17 protein-coding genes are annotated in these 22067 nt (G+C 70.1%); 4 read left to right on the top strand and 13 right to left on the bottom strand.

From position 1 onward, the window contains the following. Positions 1 to 58: 58 nt before the first annotated feature. On the bottom strand, positions 59 to 1510 hold the full coding sequence (locus tag ABEG18_RS17310; protein ID WP_406854292.1) for an FAD-linked oxidase C-terminal domain-containing protein: 1452 nt from the start codon (positions 1508 to 1510) through the stop codon (positions 59 to 61). A gap of 147 nt (positions 1511 to 1657) precedes the next feature. Here ABEG18_RS17310 and ABEG18_RS17315 point away from each other — a divergent pair, with 147 nt between their 5' ends. Further along, a complete protein-coding gene (locus tag ABEG18_RS17315; RefSeq protein ID WP_406854293.1) occupies positions 1658 to 2191 on the top strand; it encodes a thioesterase family protein in 534 nt (177 codons plus the stop codon). A 9-nt stretch (positions 2192 to 2200) separates the two neighbouring features. Here ABEG18_RS17315 and ABEG18_RS17320 read toward each other — a convergent pair whose 3' ends face one another. Then, on the bottom strand, positions 2201 to 2833 hold the full coding sequence (locus ABEG18_RS17320) for a LysE family translocator (RefSeq protein ID WP_406854295.1): 633 nt from the start codon (positions 2831 to 2833) through the stop codon (positions 2201 to 2203). A 279-nt stretch (positions 2834 to 3112) separates the two neighbouring features. Here ABEG18_RS17320 and ABEG18_RS17325 point away from each other — a divergent pair, with 279 nt between their 5' ends. After that, a complete protein-coding gene (locus ABEG18_RS17325) occupies positions 3113 to 5485 on the top strand; it encodes an ATP-dependent helicase (protein ID WP_406854296.1) in 2373 nt (790 codons plus the stop codon). A 79-nt stretch (positions 5486 to 5564) separates the two neighbouring features. Here the strand turns inward: ABEG18_RS17325 and ABEG18_RS17330 are convergent, their stop codons facing one another. Further along, the gene (locus ABEG18_RS17330) at positions 5565 to 6743 is read right to left on the bottom strand and encodes a YihY/virulence factor BrkB family protein (RefSeq protein ID WP_406854297.1); all 1179 of its coding nucleotides are present in this window, start codon (positions 6741 to 6743) and stop codon (positions 5565 to 5567) included. A 121-nt stretch (positions 6744 to 6864) separates the two neighbouring features. On the opposite strand from ABEG18_RS17330, the gene ABEG18_RS17335 reads away from it, so the two are divergent. Further along, positions 6865 to 7785, top strand: a complete 921-nt coding sequence (locus tag ABEG18_RS17335; protein WP_406854298.1) for a 50S ribosomal protein L11 methyltransferase — start codon at positions 6865 to 6867, stop codon at positions 7783 to 7785. Between the two features lie 100 nt (positions 7786 to 7885). After that, the gene (locus ABEG18_RS17340) at positions 7886 to 9712 is read left to right on the top strand and encodes an aminopeptidase P family protein (RefSeq protein ID WP_406854299.1); all 1827 of its coding nucleotides are present in this window, start codon (positions 7886 to 7888) and stop codon (positions 9710 to 9712) included. On the opposite strand, the gene ABEG18_RS17345 is transcribed toward ABEG18_RS17340, so the two are convergent. The 10 genes from ABEG18_RS17345 to ABEG18_RS17390 form a co-directional block, all read right to left on the bottom strand. After that, complete coding sequence (locus tag ABEG18_RS17345; protein WP_406854300.1) at positions 9709 to 10011, bottom strand: AzlD family protein; 303 nt, start codon at positions 10009 to 10011, stop codon at positions 9709 to 9711. The two genes, ABEG18_RS17340 and ABEG18_RS17345, sit on opposite strands and share 4 nt — an antisense overlap. After that, positions 10008 to 10721 (bottom strand): AzlC family ABC transporter permease, encoded by a 714-nt coding sequence (locus tag ABEG18_RS17350; protein WP_406854301.1) that lies wholly within the window; start codon positions 10719 to 10721, stop codon positions 10008 to 10010. Before ABEG18_RS17350 ends, ABEG18_RS17345 begins: the two co-directional genes overlap by 4 nt. 77 nt (positions 10722 to 10798) lie before the next feature. After that, complete coding sequence (gene ligA / locus ABEG18_RS17355) at positions 10799 to 12922, bottom strand: NAD-dependent DNA ligase LigA (protein WP_406854302.1); 2124 nt, start codon at positions 12920 to 12922, stop codon at positions 10799 to 10801. 44 nt (positions 12923 to 12966) lie between these two features. Beyond that, positions 12967 to 14643 (bottom strand): DNA repair protein RecN, encoded by a 1677-nt coding sequence (recN, locus tag ABEG18_RS17360; RefSeq protein WP_406854303.1) that lies wholly within the window; start codon positions 14641 to 14643, stop codon positions 12967 to 12969. 71 nt (positions 14644 to 14714) lie between these two features. Further along, positions 14715 to 15599, bottom strand: coding sequence for an outer membrane protein assembly factor BamD (locus tag ABEG18_RS17365; RefSeq protein ID WP_406854304.1), 885 nt, complete (start codon positions 15597 to 15599; stop codon positions 14715 to 14717). 174 nt (positions 15600 to 15773) lie between these two features. Next, a complete protein-coding gene (lpxC, locus tag ABEG18_RS17370; protein WP_406854305.1) occupies positions 15774 to 16718 on the bottom strand; it encodes a UDP-3-O-acyl-N-acetylglucosamine deacetylase in 945 nt (314 codons plus the stop codon). 312 nt (positions 16719 to 17030) lie between these two features. Beyond that, positions 17031 to 18761 (bottom strand): cell division protein FtsZ, encoded by a 1731-nt coding sequence (gene ftsZ / locus ABEG18_RS17375; RefSeq protein WP_406854306.1) that lies wholly within the window; start codon positions 18759 to 18761, stop codon positions 17031 to 17033. A gap of 88 nt (positions 18762 to 18849) precedes the next feature. Beyond that, positions 18850 to 20112, bottom strand: a complete 1263-nt coding sequence (ftsA, locus tag ABEG18_RS17380; RefSeq protein WP_406858633.1) for a cell division protein FtsA — start codon at positions 20110 to 20112, stop codon at positions 18850 to 18852. A 56-nt stretch (positions 20113 to 20168) separates the two neighbouring features. Next, positions 20169 to 21158: a cell division protein FtsQ/DivIB gene (locus ABEG18_RS17385; protein WP_406854307.1), complete on the bottom strand. Its 990-nt coding sequence runs from the start codon at positions 21156 to 21158 to the stop codon at positions 20169 to 20171. Next, entirely contained in the window at positions 21125 to 22048 is a 924-nt protein-coding gene (locus tag ABEG18_RS17390) for a D-alanine--D-alanine ligase (protein ID WP_406854308.1), read from the bottom strand. The genes ABEG18_RS17385 and ABEG18_RS17390 overlap by 34 nt, the downstream gene beginning before the upstream one ends. Between the last annotated feature and the right edge of the window lie 19 nt (positions 22049 to 22067).

Raw genomic sequence — 22067 nt, forward strand, 5'->3', positions numbered from 1 at the left:
GGCCCACCTTAGCCGACTTCGTGGCGCGAGGGTGACGCCGGAAGCGTCGCAGCCCGCCTCACGCGGTGAGGACCTCGGGATGAACCAGGGGCGCCGGAGGCAGGATCTTGCCCGGATTCATGATGTTCATGGGATCGAGGGCCGCCTTGATCGCCCTCATCGCGTCCAGCGTGGCCGCCGGATGCTCCTGAGGGAGATATTTCATCTTGGTCTGGCCGACGCCATGCTCGCCCGTGCAGGTGCCCTCCATCGCGAGCGCGCGCTCCACGAGGCGCTTCACGAAGCCCTCCACCCGGGCCACCTCGTCGGCGTCCTCGATGCTGACCAGCGGCAGGACGTGGAAGTTGCCGTCGCCGACATGCCCGACGATCGGCGCCAGCAACCGGCTCTCGGCGATGTCGCGCTGGGTCTCCTCGACGCATTCGGCGAGTCTGGAGATGGGCACGCAGACGTCGGTGGAGATGCTCTTCGCCCCGGGCCGCAGGGCGTGCGCGGCCCAGTAGGCGTCGTGGCGGGCCTGCCACAGGCGGGTCCGCTCCTCCGGCTTGGTGGCCCATTCGAACGAGCCCCCGCCATGGTCGGCGGCGATCTCGCCGAAGCGCTCCGCCTGTTCCCGCACGCCCTGGTCGGTGCCGTGGAACTCCACGAACAGCATCGGCCTCTCGGGCAAGTCGAGCTTGGAGTAGAGGTTGATCGCCCGGATCTGCGCCTCGTCGGCGAGCTCGATGCGGGCCACCGGGATGCCGGACTGGATCGTCACGATCGTGGCGTCGCACGCCGCCTTGATGGAGGGAAACGAGCAGACCCCGGCCGAGATCGCCTCCGGGATGCCGTGCAGCCTGAGCGTGATTTCGGTGATCACCCCCAGCGTACCCTCCGCGCCCACGAACAGCCTGGTCAGGTCGTAGCCGGCCGACGACTTGCGGGCCCGCCGGGCGGTCTTCACCACCTCGCCATTGGCCAGGACGGCCGTCACCGCGATGACGTTGTCCTTCATGGTCCCGTACCGGACCGCGTTGGTCCCGGAGGCGCGCGTAGACGTCATCCCGCCCAGGGAGGCGTCCGCCCCGGGATCGATCGGGAAGAACAGCCCCATGTCGCGCAGGTGCTCGTTCAGCGCCTTGCGGGTGATTCCCGGCTCCACCACGCAGTCGAGATCTTCGGCGTGAACGGCGAGCACGCGCTTCATCAGGCTGGTGTCGATCGAGACGCCGCCCAGAGGGGCGTTGGTGTGGCCCTCGAAGGAGGTGCCCGTCCCGAACGGGATGATGGGCGCCCGCCGCGCGGCGCAGAGCTTCACGATCTCGACGACCTCCTCGGTCGTCTCCGGATAGACGACGATGTCGGGCGGCTGGTTCTCCGTCCAGGTCAGCGTGTTCGCGTGCTGCTCGCGCACCGCCTGGCTGGTCACCACGCGGTTGCCGAACCGCCGGCTGAGGTCGAGCGTCAACGATACGATCGATTCGTGGCTGAGCCTCGGGGGTGCGGCGTCTTGCGGCGCTTGCGTCATTGCGTCTTGCCTTCGCTGGGGCGTTTGGGGGATCATCCTAACCGGCTTGCCCGAGGGGGCAATATGGCCGGCCGCCGATGCATGGCCGGCGCCCATGGACGCATGGCGCCTGAGGCGCCGCGGCGTCAGCGGTCGGCGACGGAGCACATGGCAAGGACGTCAGAGAGTTCCGCCTTCTTCTTTGCGCCCTTCGTGTCCTCCACGATGCGCATCGAGCCTGCCTGGATCGACTATAACGGCCATCTCAACATGGCCTACTACCACGTCCTGTTCGACCGCGCGGTGGACGAGGCCCTGTCCCGCATCGGCTTGGGCGAGGACTACGTCCGGGAGCGCAAGGCCTCCACCTTCACGGCCGAATGCCACGTGCAGTACCGGCGCGAAGTCCATCTGGCCGACGCGGTCCGGGTGACCATGCAACTCATCGAATTCGACCAGAAGCGCATGCATGTCTACATGGAGCTTCGGCACGCGACCGAGTTCTGGCTCTCCGCCACCTCCGAAAACATGATGCTCCATATCGATTTGACGGAGCGCAAGGTCGCGCCGTTCCCGCCCGACATCCTCGCCAGCCTGGCGATCATGAAGGCCGCCCATTCCGGCCTGCCGCGTCCCGAGGCGCTGGGCAGCGTCATCGGCATCCCGGCCCGCGCGCTGGCGGCCAAGCCCGGCGTGCACTGAAACGGCGCGTCACGCCCGCGCCGCGATGCTCCGCCCCGCATCGGTCAGCGACTTCAGCCCGAACAGGATGAAGGTGACGCCCACCACGCGCGACACGATGCGTCCGTGCTTCAGGAAAAACCGGCGCACGACCGGCAGGCCGGCCCAGAACAGGATCACCAGATAGCCCAGCAGAAAGCCCAGGATCGCGGCGCCCATCAGGCCGGGCGCCGTGTCCCACGCGATTTCGGCCGCATGGCGCACGGTGAGCGCCGTGAACACGGCCAGCGACACCGGATAAGCCTTAGGATTGGTGAGGCCGAAGGCCAGCCCGGCCCGGATCGGCCTCAACCCGCCCACCGGCGCTCCGCCGTCGCCGCCCTTGGCCAGGACGGCCTTCGCGCCCAGATAGATGAGGTACACGCCGCAGCCGATCCCCAGCGCGTCGAACAGCGCCGGCCCGACCTCGTTGACGCCGACGATCGCCGCCAGCGCCAGGCCGCCCCACACGATGTCTCCGGCGAGATGGCCGAACAGGAAGCGCGCCCCCGCTGTCCGTCCATGTTGGGCGGCGAGCGAAAAGACGGCCAGGAACGCCGGCCCCGGCGTGACGGCGTAGATGAAGCCGGCCAGAACCGTGGCGAGAAACAGCGAAGAGGACATGGGACGCTCGGACTGGAGAGGCTTGAGAATGGGCCCGTTCCGGCGAAAGCCGCAAGCTGTCTTGGCGCTGGCCCATCCCGTCGCGCCCGGAACCCACAGCCAAAGCGACGCGCCGAGCCGCCCGGATCGACTTCGCCCCCCTTTCGCTCCATTTTGAGATAAGAACGAATCGGAACCATGCGCGATCGACAGGACGGCGCGGCGGCCCGGCTCCGGCCCGCCACGAGCTTCGGCTCGCCGTCACGCCCTTGCCGGATCGCCCGCCGACGGAAAGCATTCGTGAGCAACCCTCTCAGTCTCGACGACGACTATGTCCCGCGCCCAGGCGGCCTGGCCTCCCGGGCGCGCGCCGGCGTGTCCGGCGGGGCGGCCGCGAACTATCTGGCGAACCTGAACCCCGAGCAGCGCCGCGCGATCGAGGCCACCGAGGGTCCCGTCCTCGTGCTGGCCGGCGCCGGCACCGGCAAGACGCGGGTCCTCACCACCCGCATCGCCCACATCATCGCGTCGGGCCTCGCCTACCCGTCGCAGATCCTGGCCGTGACCTTCACCAACAAGGCGGCCCGGGAAATGAAGGAGCGCGTCGGGCATCTCCTGGGCGGGGTCGCCGAGGGGATGCCGTGGCTCGGCACCTTCCACGCGATCGGCGTCAAGATCCTGCGCCGCCACGCCGAACTGGTCGGGCTGCGCTCGGACTTCACCATCCTGGACACCGACGACCAGATCCGCCTCATGCGGCAGGTGATCCAGGCCGACAACATCGACGAGAAGCGCTGGCCGGCCCGCGCTCTGGCCGCCTTCATCGACGGCTGGAAGAACCGCGGCCTGACGCCCGACAAGGTGCCGGCGGGCGAATCCGCCGCCTTCGCGAACGGCAAGGGCGGCAAGCTCTACGCCGCCTACCAGGCCCGGCTGAAGCAGCTCAACGCCGCCGATTTCGGCGACCTCCTGCTGGAGAACCTGCGCCTGTTCCGGGAGCAGCCCGACGTGCTGCAGTCCTACCAGGAGCGGTTCAAATACATTCTGGTGGACGAATATCAGGACACCAACGTCGCCCAGTATCTGTGGCTGCGCCTGCTGGCGCAGGGCCGCCGCAACGTCTCCTGCGTGGGCGACGACGACCAGTCGATCTATGGCTGGCGCGGCGCCGAGGTCGACAACATCCTGCGTTTCGAGCACGACTTCCCGGGCGCGACCGTCGTGCGCCTGGAGCGCAACTACCGCTCCACCGGCCACATCCTGTCCGCCGCCTCCCACCTCGTGGCCCACAACGAGGGCCGGCTCGGCAAGACGCTGCACACCGAGGACGAGGCCGGCGAGAAGGTGACGCTCACCGGCGCCTGGGACTCCGAGGAGGAGGCCCGCCTCATCGGCGAGGAGATCGAGGCGCTCCAGCACAAGGGCCAGTCGCTCGCCCAGATGGCCGTGCTGGTGCGCATCTCGGCCCAGATGCGCGAGATCGAGGATCGCTTCGTCACGCTGGGCCTCCCCTACCGGGTGATCGGCGGCCCGCGCTTCTATGAGCGCATGGAGATCCGGGACGCGCTGGCCTATCTGCGCTGCGTCGCCAACCCGACCGACGACCTCGCCTTCGAGCGGATCGTCAACACGCCCAAGCGTGGCCTCGGCGACGCCACCATCGAGCAGTTGCACGTCTATGCGCGCAAGGCGCGGGTGCCGCTGATGCAGGCCGCCCGGCTGCTCGTCGAGACGGACGAGCTGAAGCCCAAGCCGCGCTCCACCCTTCGCGATCTCACCGCCGCCTTCGGCCGCTGGTCCGGGCGGATCGAAGCCATGAAGCACAACGAGCTCGCCGAGCTGGTTCTGGAGGAGTCCGGCTACACCGACATGTGGCAGAAGGACCGCACGGCCGAGAGCGCCGGCCGGCTGGAGAATCTGAAGGAGCTCGTCCGCTCCATGGAGGAGTTTCCGGATCTCGGCGGCTTCCTCGAACACGTGTCGCTGGTGATGGAGGCGACCGACAACGACAGCACCGAGAAGGTGTCGATCATGACCCTCCACGGCGCCAAGGGCCTGGAGTTCGACACCGTGTTCCTGCCCGGCTGGGAGGAGGGCCTGTTCCCCAACCAGCGCGCCCTGGACGAGAGCGGCAAGGCCGGTCTCGAGGAGGAGCGACGCCTGGCCTATGTGGGCCTGACCCGCGCCCGCCGCCGCGCCAAGATCTTCTTCGCCTCGAACCGCCGCATCCACGGCATGTGGCAGTCGACCATCCCGTCGCGTTTCGTCGACGAGCTGCCCGAGGATCATGTCGAGGTGACCGAGGCGCCGGCCCATTACGGCGGCTATGGCGGCAGCCGGTTCGAGCGGACGCAGCCTTTCGGGTCGACCTACGACACCCCCGGCTGGCAACGCGCCCAGGCCCGCGCCAGGGAGACCGGCGGCTTCGGCGAGCGCAGCCAATCCGCCTACGGCGCCTCGTCCGGCGGGCGCCGCGGGCCGCTCCAGATCGAGGGCGAACTCGTCGCCAAGTCGACCGGGACGACCAGCGACTTCTCCGGCGGCGACCGCGTCTTCCACGTCAAGTTCGGCAACGGCTCGGTCGCGGCGGTGGACGGCAACAAGCTCACGATCGATTTCGACAAGGCGGGCCGCAAGATGGTGCTGGACGGGTTCGTGCAGCGGGCGGGTTAGCGCCTGCGCCCGTCGGCTCGTAGTCGCTGCGACGTTCAGCGGGCGGGGACGCTGCGGCGCGCCTCCGACACGGGCCTGCTCACGTCGACCTGCCCACCGTGTCCGCCATCACCGCGCCGCGGGCGCCCATGGGGGCGCCCTTCTTCTCGGTGGTGTCGCGCGCGGTCTGATGCTCGATCTCCGAGTTCAGCTCGGCGCCCGCCAGGATGATGATCGTCGAGACCCACATCCAGATCATGAAGCCAATGGCCGCGCCCAGCGACCCGTAGGTCTTGTCGTAATTGGCGAAGTGCGAGGCGTAGATCGACAGCCCGCCCGAGGCGACCACCCAGACGATCGCGGCCGCGGCGCTGCCCGGCGTCACCCACCGCCATTGCGGCTCCGTGCGGCTCGGCCCGTAGCGATAGAGCAGCGCCAGCGCGAGCACGACGACCAGCAGCAGCGCCACCCAGCGCCCGATCGCCACCACCCAGGTGAGCGCCGGTCCCAGCGGCAGGACGTTGAGCACGATCGGGACCACCACCACGGCGCCGATGGCGAGGATCAGGAACACGAACCCGCCCAGCGTGAAAACGAGCGAGATGGCGTTCAGCTTGATGAAGGAGCGCTTCTCCGTCTCGTTATAGGCGATGTTGAGCGCGTCCAGCATCGCCTTGACGCCGGAATTGGCGCTCCACAGCGAGATCAGCAGGCTGACGATGAAGGTGATCCCGAGCGTGCTCGAGCCCTTGGCCGTCACCGTCTTCAGCTGCTCGCCGATGATGTCGGACGCGCCATAGGGCAGGATCTCCTTGGCCTGGTCGAGATGGCTCTGGATGGTCGCCGGATCGGCGAACAGTCCGTAGATCGCCACGAAGGCCGCAATGGCCGGGAACAGCGCCAGCAGCGCGTAGAAGGTCACGCCCGCCGCGATCGCCATCACGCGGTCGTTGTTGATCTCCTCATAGGTGCGCCAGAGGATGTCCTTCCAGCCCGGCGTCGGGATCTCGGTCGGGCTCGTGGCGGAGCGGCCCCGCCCGGGCTGGGCCACATCGGCCGGGCCGCCATGCGTCGTCTTTCGGCGAGGGTCGGCGGCGGCGCTCTCGCGCTCCGCGGAACCCGCGTCGGGGTTCCGCTCCAGGAGCCCTGCCACGGCCCCGGCGACGCTCATCGCCAGCAGCCGGATGGCGGCCGCCCGCAGGGCCGAGCGCTTGCGCCGGCGACGCGGCGCGGGGCGGCTCTTGGGCGGGGTCCGGGGACGGCGGGAGAACAGAGGCATGAAGCGGATCCATGTCGTCCCCCGCAAAGGCCGGGCTCTGCAAACGATTGTTGACGAAGCGAGGTTCCATCCTGGTGCGGCGACGCCCGTGACAGCGCCGCGCGCCGCTGTATAAGGACCCATGCTCGAAGGACTTCCTCCCCACCGCCCGACCCACGTCATGCGCCTCGTCACCGACGAGACGACAGCGCGCAGCGTGGCCGACATCATCGTCGAGACGTTCGACCCGGCCGAGACCGCCGCCGCGGCCTTCGAAAACGAGACGACGCTCGCCTGGGCGGTGGAGGTGTATTTCTCGGAGCCGCCCGACGAGCCCTCGGTGCGCGAGCTCATCGCCGCGGCCGCGGGTCCGGACGCGGCCCAGCGGCTCACCTTCGAGACCATCGGCGAGAAGGACTGGGTGAAGGCTTCGCTGGAGGGGCTCAGCCTGGTGCGCGCCGGCCGGTTCACCGTCCATGGCGGCCATGACCGCGACCGCATTCCGCTCAACACGATCGGCATCGAGATCGAGGCCGCGCTCGCCTTCGGCACGGGCCATCACGGCACGACCCGGGGCTGCCTCTTGATGCTGGACGCCATTTTGAAGCGCCGCGCCCCGCGCCATGTCCTGGATGTCGGCTCCGGCACGGGCGTGCTCGCGATCGCGGCCGCCCGCGCCCTGCATCGTCCGGTGGCGGCGGGCGACATCGACCCCGTCGCGGTCGAGGCTGCGCGGGAGAACGCCCGCAACAACGCCGTCGGCGGCCATCTCCGGCCCGTGGTGGCCAAGGGGGTGGAGCATCCGGCGCTGAAGTCCCGCCGCTTCTACGACCTGGTCTTCGCCAATATCCTGGCGCGGCCCCTGATGCGCCTCGCGCCCTCCATCGCGGCCGTCGCGGCCCCCGGCGCGGACGTGGTGCTGTCGGGCCTCATCCCGCGCGACGTGCCGGGCGTCCTGGCCGCCTACCGGGCCCAGGGGCTGCATCTGGTGCGCAGGATGGAGCTGGAGGGCTGGGCCACCCTGCAGGTGCGCGCCGGCAGGGCCGCTCCCCGCCGCTTCTGAGGACCGGGGCGTCCGTCGTTTCGCTGCGTTCGGGCCCGTCTTGACGCCATCTCGCCTGTCGTGCACGGCTTTGCGCCTGTTCAGCGAGGATGTGCGCGCCATGGCGAAAGCGGTGTTCCAGTCGTTCGAGGAGAAAGCCGACCCCGCGCGGGGCGCGTCGCGCGCCGCCGCATTGCGGGCCGAACTGGTGCGGCGCGGCTTGGACGGCTTCGTCATCCCGCGGACGGACGAGCATCAGAACGAATATGTGGCGGCCTGCTCGGAGCGCCTCGCCTGGCTGACCGGCTTCACCGGCTCCTGGGGCCTCGCGATCGTGCTGCGCGACGAGGCGGCGATTTTCGTCGACGGCCGCTACACCGTCCAGGTGCGCGAACAGGTCGACACGGCGGTCTTCACGCCGGAGCACCTGATCGACTCGCCGCCCGAGGCCTGGCTGGAGAAGCGCCTGAAGCCGGGCAACAAGCTCGGCTTCGACCCCAACCTCCACACCCATGACGGCGCGAAGCGGCTGGAGAAGGCCTGCGCCAAGGCCGGAGCCGAACTCGTCCCCGTGGTCGGCAACCCTGTGGATTCGGTGTGGGAGGACCGCCCCGCGCCCCCGCTCGCGCCGATCGTGCTGCACCCGACGGCCTTCGCGGGCGTCTCCGCCGCCGACAAGCTCGCCCGCATCCAGGGGCGCCTCCAGGAGCTCGGCGACGCCGCCCTGGTGATCACCGATCCGCACGCCATGGCGTGGACCTTCAACATCCGGGGCGGCGACGTCTCCCACACGCCCCTGCCGATGGGCTACGCGATCGTGCCGCGCGAAGGGCGCCCGAGCCTCTTCGTGGAGGAGTGCAAGCTCTCCAACGAGGTGCGCGCCACCCTGTCCGACCTCGCCGAGGTGGAAGGCGAGACCATGCTGGACCGGCGGCTCGCCCAGCTCGGCGCCGCCAAGCAGAAGGCCCGCTTCGACCAGGCCACCGCGTCGCGCCGCCTGGTCAGCCTGTTCGAGAAGGCGGGCGGCTCCGCCGACGTCGGGACCTGCCCGGTCGCCCTGATGAAGGCGGTGAAGAACGACGCCGAGATCGCCGGCTCCCGCGCGGCGCATCGGCGCGACGGCGCCGCCATGGTCAATTTCCTCGCCTGGTTCGCCCGCGAGGCGCTGCAGGGGCGGCTCACCGAGATCGACGCAACCGTGGCCCTCGAAGGCTTCCGCCGCGACACCGGGGAGCTCGTCGACGTCTCGTTCCCATCCATCGCCGGCGCCGGCCCCAACGCCGCCATCCCGCATTACCGAGTGACGGAGCGCTCCAACCGCCGCATCGAGCCCGGGATCTTCCTGATCGACTCGGGCGCGCAATACCGGGACGGCACCACCGACATCACCCGCACCATCGCGGTCGGGACGCCCACGCCCGAGATGCGGGACCGCTTCACCCGCGTGTTGCAGGGCCACATCGCCATCGCGACCGTCGTGTTCCCCAAGGGCGTCTCCGGCGCCCAGCTTGACGCCTTCGCGCGCCGGCCGCTGTGGGACGCCGGCCTCGATTTCGACCATGGCACCGGCCACGGCATCGGCAGCTATCTGTCGGTGCACGAAGGCCCGCAGCGGCTCTCCAAACTGGGGGTCACGCCGTTGGAGGCCGGCATGATGCTGTCCAACGAGCCCGGCTACTACAAGAGCGGCGAATACGGCATCCGCATCGAGAACCTCATCCTCGTCGAACGCCGCGAGATCGCCGGCGCCGAGCGCGAGATCTACGGCTTCGAGACGCTCAGCTTCGCGCCCATCGACCTCGCTCTGGTGGAGCCGGCGCTGATGACCGAGGCCGAGATCGCCTGGCTCGACGCCTACCACGCCAAGGTGCGCGAGCTGATCGGCCCGCTGGTGACCGGCGACGCCGCGCGCTGGCTCGAAGAGGCCGCCCGCCCGATCGCGAGCTAGAGGCCGAGGCTCCGCAGCGCCACGATCGACGTCACGCCCACGGCCACCACGCCGAGCAGGGGCAGGCGCGTCGCCGCCAGGGTGGTGATCGCCGCCGCGGCGGTCTCCGCCCTGCCGGTGGCCAGCAGCGCCGGCGCGATCACGGCGATCAGGACGGCGGCCGGGATCGCCTCGAACGCCGCCCGGGCCCGGCCCGCGAGCCTCAGCCGGCCGACCAGGAACAACCCCGCCGCCCGCGTCGCATAGGTCACCGCCGCCATGGCCAGGATGGCGGCCAGCGTCGTCGCATCCACCGTCATGCCGGGCTGTCCGTCGCGGCCGCCGCCGGCTCTGCGGCGCCGTAGGAGTAGGCCGCGACGATCCCGGCCAGCGCGCCCGCCGCCACATGCCAGGGCGTGCCCGCCGTGACATAGGCCAGCGCCGAAGCGCCGGCGCTCGCCGCCACCGTGACGGCGGTGGCGCGGCCCTTCCAGAAGCCGGCCACTAGGCCGATGAACAGGGCCGTGAAGGCGAAATCGGCGCCAAGCCGCCTGGGATCGCCAAGGAAGGAGCCGCCCACCGCGCCTAGCGTCGTCCAGATCACCCAGTTGAGCCAGAAGAGCGCGCCCGTCCCGGCGAAATAGGCGAAGGTCAGCGGCCTGCGCAGGGCGCGCCGCTCCGCCATGGCCCAGTTCTCGTCCGCCATCGTGAAGACGCCGAGCGCCCGCTTCCACGGCGCGAAGCGCGCGATCTTGGGCGCCAGCGAAGCCCCCATCAGGATGTGCCTGGCGTTGATCAGCAGCGTCGAGAAAGCCAGCACGCCGATCGGGGCGGGCGTGCGCCAGACCTCGACGGCCGCGAACTGCGCGCCGCCGGCGAAGACGAGCCCGCCCATCAGCGCGACCTCGGCCGGCGACAGCCCCTTGCCGGCGCAAAGCGCCCCGAACAGGAGCCCGATCGGGATGGCGGCGACCATGGCGGGCGCGATGTCCCGCAGACCGTCTCGGATCTCGTGCACAGGAGAAGACATGGCGTAACCGGCGTTAAGGGCGGGGATGATTGCGAGGTTTGGAGGGCCCGGTCCACCCGGTTCCGGTGCGCCGGCCCTCAGGCTTCGGCCTCTCCGACGAGCTTCAGCCAGGCGTCCTCGTCCATCACCTCGACGCCGAGGTCGCGGGCGTTGGCGAGCTTGGAGCCCGCGCCGGGGCCGGCCACCACGATGCTGGTCTTCTTGGAGACCGATCCCGACACCTTGGCTCCGAGGCGCTCGGCCATGGCTTTGGCCTCCTCGCGCGTCATCTTCTCCAGCGCGCCCGTGAACACGACTGTCTTGCCGGCGACCGGGCTCTGCGACGCCACCGCCTCCGGCGGCTCCGGCGTGACCTGCTCCAGCAGCTCGGCGACGACCTCCAGATTGTGCGGCTCGGCGAAGAAATCGACGATCGACTCGGCCACCACGGGGCCGATCCCCTCGATCGAGGTGAGTTCGGCCAGAGCGCCGGACGCCGGGTCGGCGGCCGCTGTCGCGAGGTCCCGGAAGGCTTCGGCGCTCATGCAATGACGCGCCAGCAGCTTGGCCGTCGTCTCGCCCACATGCCGGATGCCGAGCGCGAAGATGAAGCGGTGCAGCGCCACCCTGCGCCGCGCCTCGATGGCGGCGAAGAGATTGCGAACGGAGGTCTCCCCGTAGCCCTCGCGGTCCTTCAGGCGGCGCATGGAGCGCGCGTCGCGAGCCTGCAGGGTGAAGATGTCCTGCGGGCGGGTGATCAGCCCGTCCCTGTAGAACGCCTCGATCTGGCGGTCGCCCAGCCCCTCGATGTCGAAGGCGTTGCGCGAGGCGAAGTGGCGCAGCCGCTCCACCGCCTGGGCGGGGCAGATCAGCCCGCCGGTGCAGCGGCGGACCACATCCTCCTTGCCGGTCTTGGGATCGATCTCCCGCACGGCGTGGCTGCCGCAGGCCGGGCAGAGATGCGGGAACGCGTAGGACGTGGCGCTTTCGGGCCGCTTCTCCAGCACCGGGCCGAGGATCTGCGGGATCACGTCGCCGGCGCGCTGCACCGTGACCGTGTCGCCGATCCGCACGTCCTTGCGGGCGATCTCGTCCTCATTGTGCAGGGTGGCGTTGGTGACGACCACGCCCCCCACCGTCACGGGCTTCAGCCGCGCCACGGGCGTCAGCGAACCCGTGCGGCCGACCTGGATCTCGATGTCCAGCAGCTCGGTCGTCGCCTTCTCGGCCGGGAACTTGTGCGCCGTCGCCCAGCGCGGCGAGCGCGACACGAAGCCGAGCCGGCGCTGCAGGTCGAGGTCGTCCACTTTGTAGACCACGCCGTCGATGTCATAGGGCAGGCTGGCCCGCTGCTCCTCGATGGCCCGGTACTGGGCCAGCATCTCCTCGATGGTTTCGCAGCGCCGCATCAGCGGGTTGGTCGGCAGGCCGAAGCGCGCGAAGGCCTCCACCATGCCGAACTGCGTGCGGGCGGGCATGTCGCCCCTCACCTCGCCCCACGCATAGGCGAAGAAGCGCAGCGGCCTTGCGGCTGTGATGCGGGGATCGAGCTGGCGCAGCGAGCCCGCCGCCGCGTTGCGCGGATTGGCGAAGGGCGGCTTGCCCTCGGCCTCCTGCCGGGCGTTCATGGCGGCGAAGTCGGGCTTGGTCATGTAGACCTCGCCGCGGACCTCCAGGACCTCGGGCGCGTCCGCGATCCTGTTGGGGATCTCGCCGATCGTGCGCACATTGACGGTGACGTCCTCGCCTTCCTCGCCGTCGCCGCGCGTCGCCGCCACGACCAGTTCGCCGTCCTCGTAGCGCAGCGAGCACGAGAGCCCGTCGATCTTGGGCTCCGCCGTGACCGCCAGCGCCTTGTCGGCCGGCCAGTCCAGGAACCGCCGCACGCGACCGACGAACTCCTCGACCTCCTCGTCCGAGAACACGTTGGCCAGCGACAGCATGGGCACGCGGTGGCGCACCTTGGCGAACTTCTCGGAGGGCTTCGCCCCGACCTTGTCGAGCCCGTCCGCCTCCTTCAGCGCCGGGAACCGCGCCTCGATGGCCTGCGCCCGCAGGCGCAGCGCGTCATAGGCGGCGTCGGAGATCGTCGGCGCGTCCTGCTGGTGGTAGAGGACGTCGTGCTCGGCGATCTCGGCCGCCAGCGCGGCGTGCTCGGCCTTGGCCTCGCGCGCCGTCAACGCGTCGGGCGCGAGCGCCCTCAATGCTTCGCCCTTCGCCATGTCTCGGTCAGGTCTCCGGCCTGGATGCTGTCACGGGCTGAACGTCAGTCGGCGGCTTCGAGCAACCGCCTGGCGGCCGCCCGCGCTTCGTCCGTGATGGTCGCGCCGGCGAGCATGCGGGCGATCTCCTCACGGCGGGCGGCCTTGTCGATCGGCAGCACCCGCGTGGCGATCCGCTCTTCGCCGCCCTGGGGCGTCTCGACCGGGTTCTTGGCGATGAGGAAGTGCCTCTCCGCCCGCGCGGCGACCTGCGGCGCATGGGTGACGGCCATCACCTGCACGCGCGCCGAGAGCCGCGCCAGCCGCGCCCCGATGGCGTCCGCCACGGCCCCGCCGGCCCCGCTGTCGATTTCGTCGAAGACCAGCGTCGGCGCCGATCCGCGGTCGGCCAGGGACACCTTGATGGCCAGCATGAAGCGCGAAAGCTCGCCCCCCGACGCCACCTTCATCAGCGGCCCCGGCCGGGTGCCCGGATTGGTCTGCACCCAGAACTCGACGCGATCGAAGCCCTCCGGGGCGCGGCTCGCCTCGTCGGTCTCGATCTGCACGATGAAGCGCGCGCGCTCCAGCTTCAGGGGCGGAAGTTCGCCGTTCACGGCCTCCTCCAGCGCCGAGCCGGCCGCGCGTCGCGCCGTCGACAGGGCCCGGGCCGCCGCCACATAGGCGTCCTCGGCGGCCTGCGCGGCCGTCGCCAGGGCGGCGAGCCGCTCCTCGCCCTGCTCCAGGTTCTCCAGGTCGCCCCGGAAGCGTTCGCGCAGCTCCGGCAGCCGGTCCGCCGGCACGTCGTATTTGCGCGAAGCCGCCCGCACGGCGAACAGCCGCTCCTCCACCCGCTCCAGCACGCGAGGGTCGAAGTCGGCGGCGCGCTGCGCCTCCTCGAGGGCCACCCGGGCCTCGTCGAGGGCGTTCAGGGCGTTGTCGAGAGCCTTGACGCTGGGCGCCACCAGCTCAGGGGCCTGCGCGCCGCGCCGCTCCAGGCGGCGCAGGGCGGCCGACAGCGTCGCCACCGAGGAGCCCTGCCCGGCCACCGCCTCATAGGCCTCGTTGATCTCGCCGACCACCTTCTCGGCCTGCATCATGCGCTGCCGCTCGGCAGCGAGCTCCTCCTCCTCGCCGGCCAGCGGCGCGAGCTTGTCGAGCTCGGCCAGCGCGTGCGCCAGGAAGTCGGCCTCCTTGCGGGCGGCGTCGATGCGGGCCTGCTGCTCGGCGAGCGCGTCGCGCGCCGTCTTCCAGGCCCGGTGCGCCTCGCCAACGGCCGCCGAATCGCAGGCCCCGAAGGCGTCCAGCAGGGCCCGGTGCGCGGCCGGATCCACCAGGGCCCGGTCGTCGTGCTGCCCGTGGATCTCCACCAGCGCGGCGCCGATGGAGCGCAGCGCCTGGACGCTGACGGGCTGGTCGTTGACGAAGGCGCGGGTGCGGCCGTCGGCGAACTGGATGCGCCGCAGGATCAGGTCGCCCTCATCGGGGATGTCATGGCGCTTCACGACCGCTCGCGCCGGGTGCCCGGCCCCGAGGTCGAAGACGGCGGTCACCTGCCCGCGATCCTCGCCGTGCCGCACCAGGGAGCCGTCCCCGCGGCCGCCCAGGGCGAGCGAGAACGCGTCGAGCAGGATGGACTTGCCGGCGCCGGTCTCGCCGGTGAGGACGCTGAGGCCCTCCCCGAACGGGATGTCCAAACGGTCGATGAGGACGATGTCGCGGATCGCGAGCTGAACGAGCATGCGTTATGTGTCGCGAGCCGCCGACGAAAAATCAACAGCCGAAACCGCAGACGATGTCGCGCCCGCGCGGATCAACCGATGCGGAACGCCCGCATGGCCTTGCTCATCCAGGAGCCGCCGTCCTCGCGGGGCTCCAGACCCTTGGTCTGCAGCAACGCGTAGGTGTCCTTATACCAGCGACTATCCGGGAAGTTGTGGCCCAGAATGGCGCCCGCGGTCTGGGCCTCGGCCACGATGCCCAGCGCCATATAGGCCTCGGCGAGACGCGCGAGCGCCTCCTCGATCTGATTCGTGGTCTGGTACTGGCTCACCACGAGGCGGAACCGGTTGATCGCCGCCGTGTAGTTGCGCTTCTGCAGATAGTAGCGGCCGACCGTCATCTCGCGCCCGGCGAGCTGGTCCTTGGTGACCTGGATCTTGAACTTCGCGTCGGACGCGTATTCGGACTGCGGCCAGCGGGTCACGACCTCCTGCAGGGCCAGCAGCGCCTTTTCTGTGCGCTCCTGGTCGCGGGTCACGTCCGGGATCTGGTTGTAGTAGGACATGCCGACCATGTAGGCCGCATAGGCTGCGTCTGGCGTCGACGGATGCAGCGTCAGGTAGCGCTTGCCCGAGTTGATCGCCTCTTCGTAGTTGCGGCCGGTGTAATAGGCGTAGGTCTGGAGGATCAGCGCCTTCTTCGACCACACCGAGAACGGGTACTGCTTGTCGAGATCGGAGAACTTCTTGGCCGCGCTGTCGAACTCGTTCTTCTGCAGCAGGCCCAGGCCCTCGTTGTAGATCGTCTCCGCCGGCACGGAGGGGGTGATCTCGGGCTTGTACTTCTCTTCCTTCTCGAAGGGGTTGAAGTTCGAGATGGTGTCGCACGCCGCCATGGGAAGGATCAGCGCCAACGCGAACAGCGAACGCGCGATGCGGGCGCCCTTCGGCGAGAGGTTCCGGGTCTGGAAGCGCATGAAAGCGAGGCCCTCAGGTGTACGCCGCCCCAGTGGGGAGAGCATGGAGCGCGGTTGACGCGCGCTTGTGTAGCGCAAGGCGATCCTGATCGCTACCCGTGAGCGCCGCTCAAACGTGAATCGCCGGCATCGCCCGCCGAGGCGGGGCGCCGACGCCACACGGGACAGGTCGGCTCAGTGGGTCTCGGCGGCGAAGGCCAGAGCCGGCCGCGCTGCGCCGGCCTCGGCGTGGCCGCTTTCACGGCGGCCGCTCTCCACGATCGCGTAGGCCGAGCGGTCGGCGAAGAGCGCCTGCAGCACGGCGATGTTCATGCGATGGCCGCCGCAATAGGAGCGGTACTGGCCGAGGATCGGCGCGCCGGCGAGCGAGAGGTCGCCCACCGCGTCGAGGGTCTTGTGGCGGACGAACTCGTCCGCATAGCGCAGGCCCTCGGGATTGATCACGCCGTCGTCGCCGAGCGCGACGGTGTTGTCCAGCGAGGCGCCGAGCGCGAAGCCGGCCTTCCAGAGGCGCTCGACGTCGCGCATGAACCCGAAGGTCCGGGCGCGGGCGACGTCGCGGCGGAAGGTGGAGGGCTCCAGATCGAGCACGCGCTTCTGGCGGCCGATGAGCGGCGTGTCGAAATCGATCTCCACCTCGAGGCGGAAGCCGCGGGCGAAGGGACGCAGCTCGGAGAAGGCGCGGCCCTGCTCGACGCGGACCGGCTTCAGGATCTTGATGTAGCGGCGGTTGGCCGACAGGCGGGTGACGCCGACCTGGTCGATGCCGTCCACGAAAGCGGCGGCCGAGCCGTCCATGATCGGCACTTCCGGTCCGTCGATCTCGACCATGACGTTGTCCACGCCAAGGCCGGAGAGAGCCGCCATGAGGTGCTCGATGGTGGCGACCGCGCCAGAGGCGGCGTCGCCGATGATCGTGCACAGCTCCGTCGCGCTCACCGCGCTGTGCTTGGCCTCGATGAGGCGCTCGCGTCCGCCGTCGAGGCGGGTGCGGAGGAAGGTGATTCCGGTGTCAGAGTCGGCGGGATGGAGGATGATGCGGACCGGGGCTCCCGAGTGGACGCCGAGGCCCTGGAATTCCACGCGGTCGATGAGCGTCGTTTGTTTTTGACCAGCCATCATTCCGTTCCACACATCCGTCGTCCGCGACTGAAGCGCCGCCGTCGACCGTCCGTGCTCTGTTTGACGCGCCCCTGCGAGAGTTCTGAGGCTCTTTGTTCTCGAGCCGCTTGGGCCCGTCTCGCGATCCGGAACATACAGAAGGCCCGGAGTCGGGCCAAATCACGCTTTCTAACGCTTTGTAACACATGCTCAGATTGCATTTATTTCAAATGCAATGGAACAAAGCGGCATGGTTTCAAAAGGTTGAAAGCCCGGAGCCTTGCGGCCCCGGGCTTTCGGGAGATGCGGGGTTGAGAAGCCGTCCGGCCGTCAGTTCGACTGCCGGCGCAGGAAGGCCGGGATCTCGAGCTGGTCGTCCTCCATCCGCTGATTCGGCCGGCCGTGCATGTCGAGCCCGCCCTGCGGGGCGCGCGGCTGGGGCGCCTGGCGCTTGGCGTATTCCTGGTGGACGGGAGCCGGATGCTGCGGCTGGGCCTGCGGCGCGTAGTGCTGCTGCGGGGGCGCCTGCCGGGGCTGCGGCTGCTGCGCCGCCGGAGCCTGCGCCGGGACCGGCTCGTCGCGTCCGTCGCGGCGGCCGAAGCCGGCTGCGGCGAGGCGCTCCATCAGGGTGACGCGCTTCTTCTCCAGCTGGGGAGCGGGAGCGGCCTGCGGGGCCGGGGCGCGATTCTCCATGATGCGCTGGCCGGGAAGCGGCAGCTCGTCGACGCGCGGCATGCGGGGCGGACGCACCACCTCCTCGGGACGCGGCGGGATGAAGGCCGCCGGCAGCGGAGCCTGCTCGTGCATCGGCGCGTGGACCGGCTCCGGGGCGGGCTCGTAGTTGGGCTTCGGCTGCATCGGACGCAGGGTGACGTCGTTGTGCATCATTGGCTGCGGCGCGGGAGCGGGCTCCGGCTGGGCGTAGACGTGATGCGCCTGCGGGGCGGGAGCGGGCTCCGGCTGCGTCTCGATCCGGGCGACCGGGCGCTGCGCCTGGGCCATCTGCTCGTGGCGGGTGCGGACCTGCGTGCGCAGCCGCTCGGCCACCTCGGCGATGCCGGCGTCGACGGCCGGGGCGGAGCCTTTCTCCAGGAGGTCGCTGTCGATGCCGGTCGCCACGACCGACACGCGCACGATCCCTTCCAGCGAATCGTCACGGGTGGCGCCGAAGATCACGTTGGCGTCCTGGTCCACCTCCTCGCGGATGCGGGTGGCGGCCTCGTCGACCTCGTACAGGGTGAGGTCGGAGCCGCCCGTGATCGAGATCAGCAGGCCGCGCGCGCCCTTCATGCAGACGTCGTCGAGCAGCGGATTGGCGATGGCGGCTTCCGCCGCGCGCAGCGCGCGCTTCTCGCCGGTCGCCTCGCCGGTGCCCATCATCGCCTTGCCCATCTCGCGCATGACGGCGCGGACGTCGGCGAAGTCGAGGTTGATCAGGCCTTCCTTGACCATCAGGTCGGTGATGCAGGCGACGCCCGAATAAAGCACGCGGTCGGCCATCGCGAAGGCGTCGGCGAAGGTCGTCTGCTCGTTGGCCACCCGGAACAGGTTCTGGTTCGGGATGACGATCAGGGTGTCGACGGCCTTCTGCAGCTCGTTGATGCCCGACTCGGCGAGCCGCATGCGGCGCACGCCCTCGAACTGGAAGGGCTTCGTCACGACGCCGACCGTCAGGATGCCCATGTCGCGGGCCGCGCGGGCTACGACCGGGGCCGAGCCCGTGCCGGTGCCGCCGCCCATGCCGGCCGTCACGAACACCATGTGGGCGCCCGACAGCTGGTCGCGGATCTCGTCGATGACCTCCTCGGCGGCCGCGCGGCCGACTTCCGGCTGCGAGCCGGCGCCGAGGCCCTCGGTCACCTGGATCCCCATCTGGATCACCCGGTCGGCCTTGGACATCGTCAAGGCCTGCGCGTCGGTGTTGCCGACGACGAATTCGCAGCCCTGCAGGCCCAGCTCGATCATGTTGTTGACCGCGTTTCCGCCGGCGCCGCCGACGCCGAACACGGTGATCCTGGGCTTGAGTTCGCGAATGTCCGGAACCTTGAGATTGATGGTCATGTCCTTGGCCTCTCGATGTGTCGGGCGCCCCGCAGCGCCGGTGTTGACGTGGGGAAGGCGGCCGCCGCGCCGCCGTCCCGATCCCTGTTTAGAAACTGTCCTTGAGCCACTGCCCCATGCGGGAGAAGTAGCCGTCCGTCCCGGTGGCGCGGTAGGCCATCGGGCGCGGCACGAAGTGTTCCAGCCCGGCCACCTGGGGGTAGACCAGCAGGCCGACCGGGGCCGCGAAGGACGGTCCCTTGGCGGCCTCCGGCAGCCCCTGGACGCCCAGCGGCCGGCCGATGCGCACCTGCTTGGAGACGAGCGTGCGCGCCAGCTCCGGCAGTCCGGTCATGAGCGCGCCGCCGCCGGTCAGCACGACCCGCCGGCCGGTCTCGGCCGAGAAGCCCGCGTTCTTGAGGCGGTCGCGCACCAGCTCCAGCATCTCCTCCACCCGCGGGCGGATGATGCGGACCAGGTGCGACTTCGGCACGTGGTTCACGGCGTCGCGGTCGTCCTCGTCCACCGACGCCACCGCGATGGTCTCGCGGTCGTCCGAGGCGGTCGCGATCGTCGAGCCGTAGAGCGTCTTCAGCCGCTCGGCGTGCGCCACGCTGGTGGAGAGGCCGCGGGCGATGTCCATGGTGACGTGGTTGCCGCCCACCGCGATCGCGTCGGTGTGCACCAGGTGCCCGCCGGCGAACACGCCGATGGAGGTGGTGCCGCCGCCGAGGTCGATGACCACGGCGCCCATCTCGGCCTCGTCGTCGACCAGCGCGGCCAGTCCCGCCGCGTAGGGCGTGGCGACCACGGCCTCCACGTCGATGTGGCAGCGCTCGACGGCCAGCATGAGGTTGCGCACGGCGTTCTGGTCCGACGACACGACATGCATGTCGACGCCGAGCTTCTCGCCCACCATGCCGTGCGGATCGTTGATGCCCTTGGTGGCGTCGAGCGCGAAGCCCGTCGGCAGCGAGTGCAGCACGGTCCGGCCGGGCCGGGCGCCCGTGGTGCTGGCCGCCTCCAGCACCCTGTGGATGTCGCTGTCGCCCACCGCCGAGCCGCGCAGGCCCACATGGGCGTGGTAGGAGTCCGAGCCGAGCCGGCCGCCCGTCATATTGACGATCGCCGCCCGGATCTCGACCTTGGCCATGCGCTCGGCCGCATCCACGGCGAGCCGGATGGCCTGCTCGGCCCCTTCCAGGTCGACGATGGCGCCGCCCTTGAGGCCGCGCGACCGCTGGTGCCCGATGCCGATGATGCGGGCCCGGTGCGTGCGGCCGCGAAGCAACTCGCTCTCGGCCACCGGATCGAGCCGCGCCACCAGGCACGCGACCTTGGAGGTGCCGATGTCGATGATCGACATCACCATGCTCTTGCGCGGCGAGAGCGGCTTCAGGCGAGGAGTCAGGCTGGGGTGACGATGGCTCACGTCGCGCTGCCCTTTATCTTGCTTTTGGCCTTGAGCGCTTCCGCGCGGGCGGTCGCCGCCTCCTCCCCGAGCCGCATCACCACCCGGTCGGGCATGCGCAGATCGATGGCGAGGACGTCGCGTTCGAGGATCTTCTGGTCTTTCATCAGGCCCGAGAGCCGCGCCAGCGCGTCGCGGACGCCCTCCTCGGGCAGCCGCACGTCGACGCCGTTGTCGAGCTTCAGATTCCAGCGGCGCTCGCCGACGAACACGCCGGCGCGGACATGCGCCTTCACGTCGGGGGCGGCGTCCATCAGCCGCGTGAAGGCGGCGGCCTTCAGATTGGCCCCCTCGCCCACCACCAGCGGCAGCCGGTTGAAGCGCGGATCGGTCAGCCTGTCCGTCACGGTGCCGTCGGCCGAGACCACGAACACCTGGCCCTGCTTCTGCCAGAGCGCGAAGGCTTCGCGCTCCACCAGCGTGATCGCCAGCCCGCTGGGGTAGAGCTTGCGGACCGTGGCGTCCTTCACGAGCGGCAGGGTCATCAGCCGCTCGCGGGCGGCCGCGGCGTCGAAGAAGGGCAGCGAGCCGCGCGGGTCGATGCCGGCGACCTGCAGCACCTCGGTCTGGTTCAGCTCGACCAGGCCCGCGATGGACACGTTCTTGATCGTGAACCCGAAGGTCCGGGCCAGCACGTCCTGCGGCGCGCCGTAATAGGCCACGAAGGTTTCGTACTGCCCGCCCTTGACCGCGCCGAACAGTCCGACGCCGGAGAACAGGGCCGCCAGCAGGAGCGTGCCGGCGAAACGAGGAACGCGGGTCCCGGCGCGCTCGGAGGCGCGGACCACCGGTTGGCGCGTCTTCGCCAGGGAGCGGCCCCGCGGCGAAGCGACGGCGCGCGTCGGCGCGACCAGCGCAGCGCCGGCGCCGGCATAGGCCTGCTGTGCGGCGAGCGGAGCCTGGAAAGGCTCGGCTACCGATCGCAGGAGGCGTCCTCCACCATCCATCGAACCAACTCACCGAAACTATGGCCCGCGTGGGCCGCCAATTCCGGCACAAGAGAGGTCTCGGTCATTCCGGGTTGCGTGTTGACCTCGAGACAGACGAGCTCGCCGGTTCCTTCCGGCCGATCGTCGTATCTGAAGTCAGCGCGACTGACGCCCCGGCAGCCAAGAGCTTGATGCGCCGTTAACGCCAACTCTTGAACCAGTTGGTAAATATTCGGTTTAATTTCCGCCGGAAGGACGTGGATGGACCCCCCCTTCGCGTACTTCGCGTCGTAGTCGTAGAACATGCCGGTGGCCGGCCGGATGTCGATCACGCCGAGCGGCCTGTCGCCCATCACGGCGCAGGTAAGCTCCCGTCCCGCCACGTAATTTTCCACCAGCATCATTTCCGAGATGGCCCAGTCCTCACGCCCCAGCTCCTGCGGCGGGTGGGTCCGGTCCTCGCGCACGATGATGACCCCGACCGAGGATCCTTCGTTAACGGGTTTGATGACGTACGGAGGCTCCATCACGTGCCGCTTGGCCGCCTCCAGGCGGTGCACGGTGACGCCGCGAGGCACCGGGACGCCGGCGGCGGCCATCACCGCCTTGGCCCGGTCCTTCTGCATCGCAAGCGCCGAGGCGAGCACCCCGGAGTGGGTGTAGGGGATGCGCAGCATCTCCAGGATGCCCTGCACGATCCCGTCCTCGCCCCAGCGGCCGTGCAGGGCGTTGAAGGCCACGTCCGGCTTCAGCTCCGCCAGCACGGCCGCGATGGTGCGGTCCACGTCGATTCGCGTGACCCGGTAGCCCTCGCCCTCCAGCGCGTTGGCGCAGGCGGCGCCCGAGTTCAGCGACACCTCCCGCTCGGCCGAGAGCCCGCCCATCAGAACCGCGACATGCTTGGTCATCGTGTTGTCTCCCATGTTG

The organism is Alsobacter sp. KACC 23698, from assembly GCF_045348435.1.
Lineage (GTDB): Bacteria > Pseudomonadota > Alphaproteobacteria > Rhizobiales > Beijerinckiaceae > Alsobacter.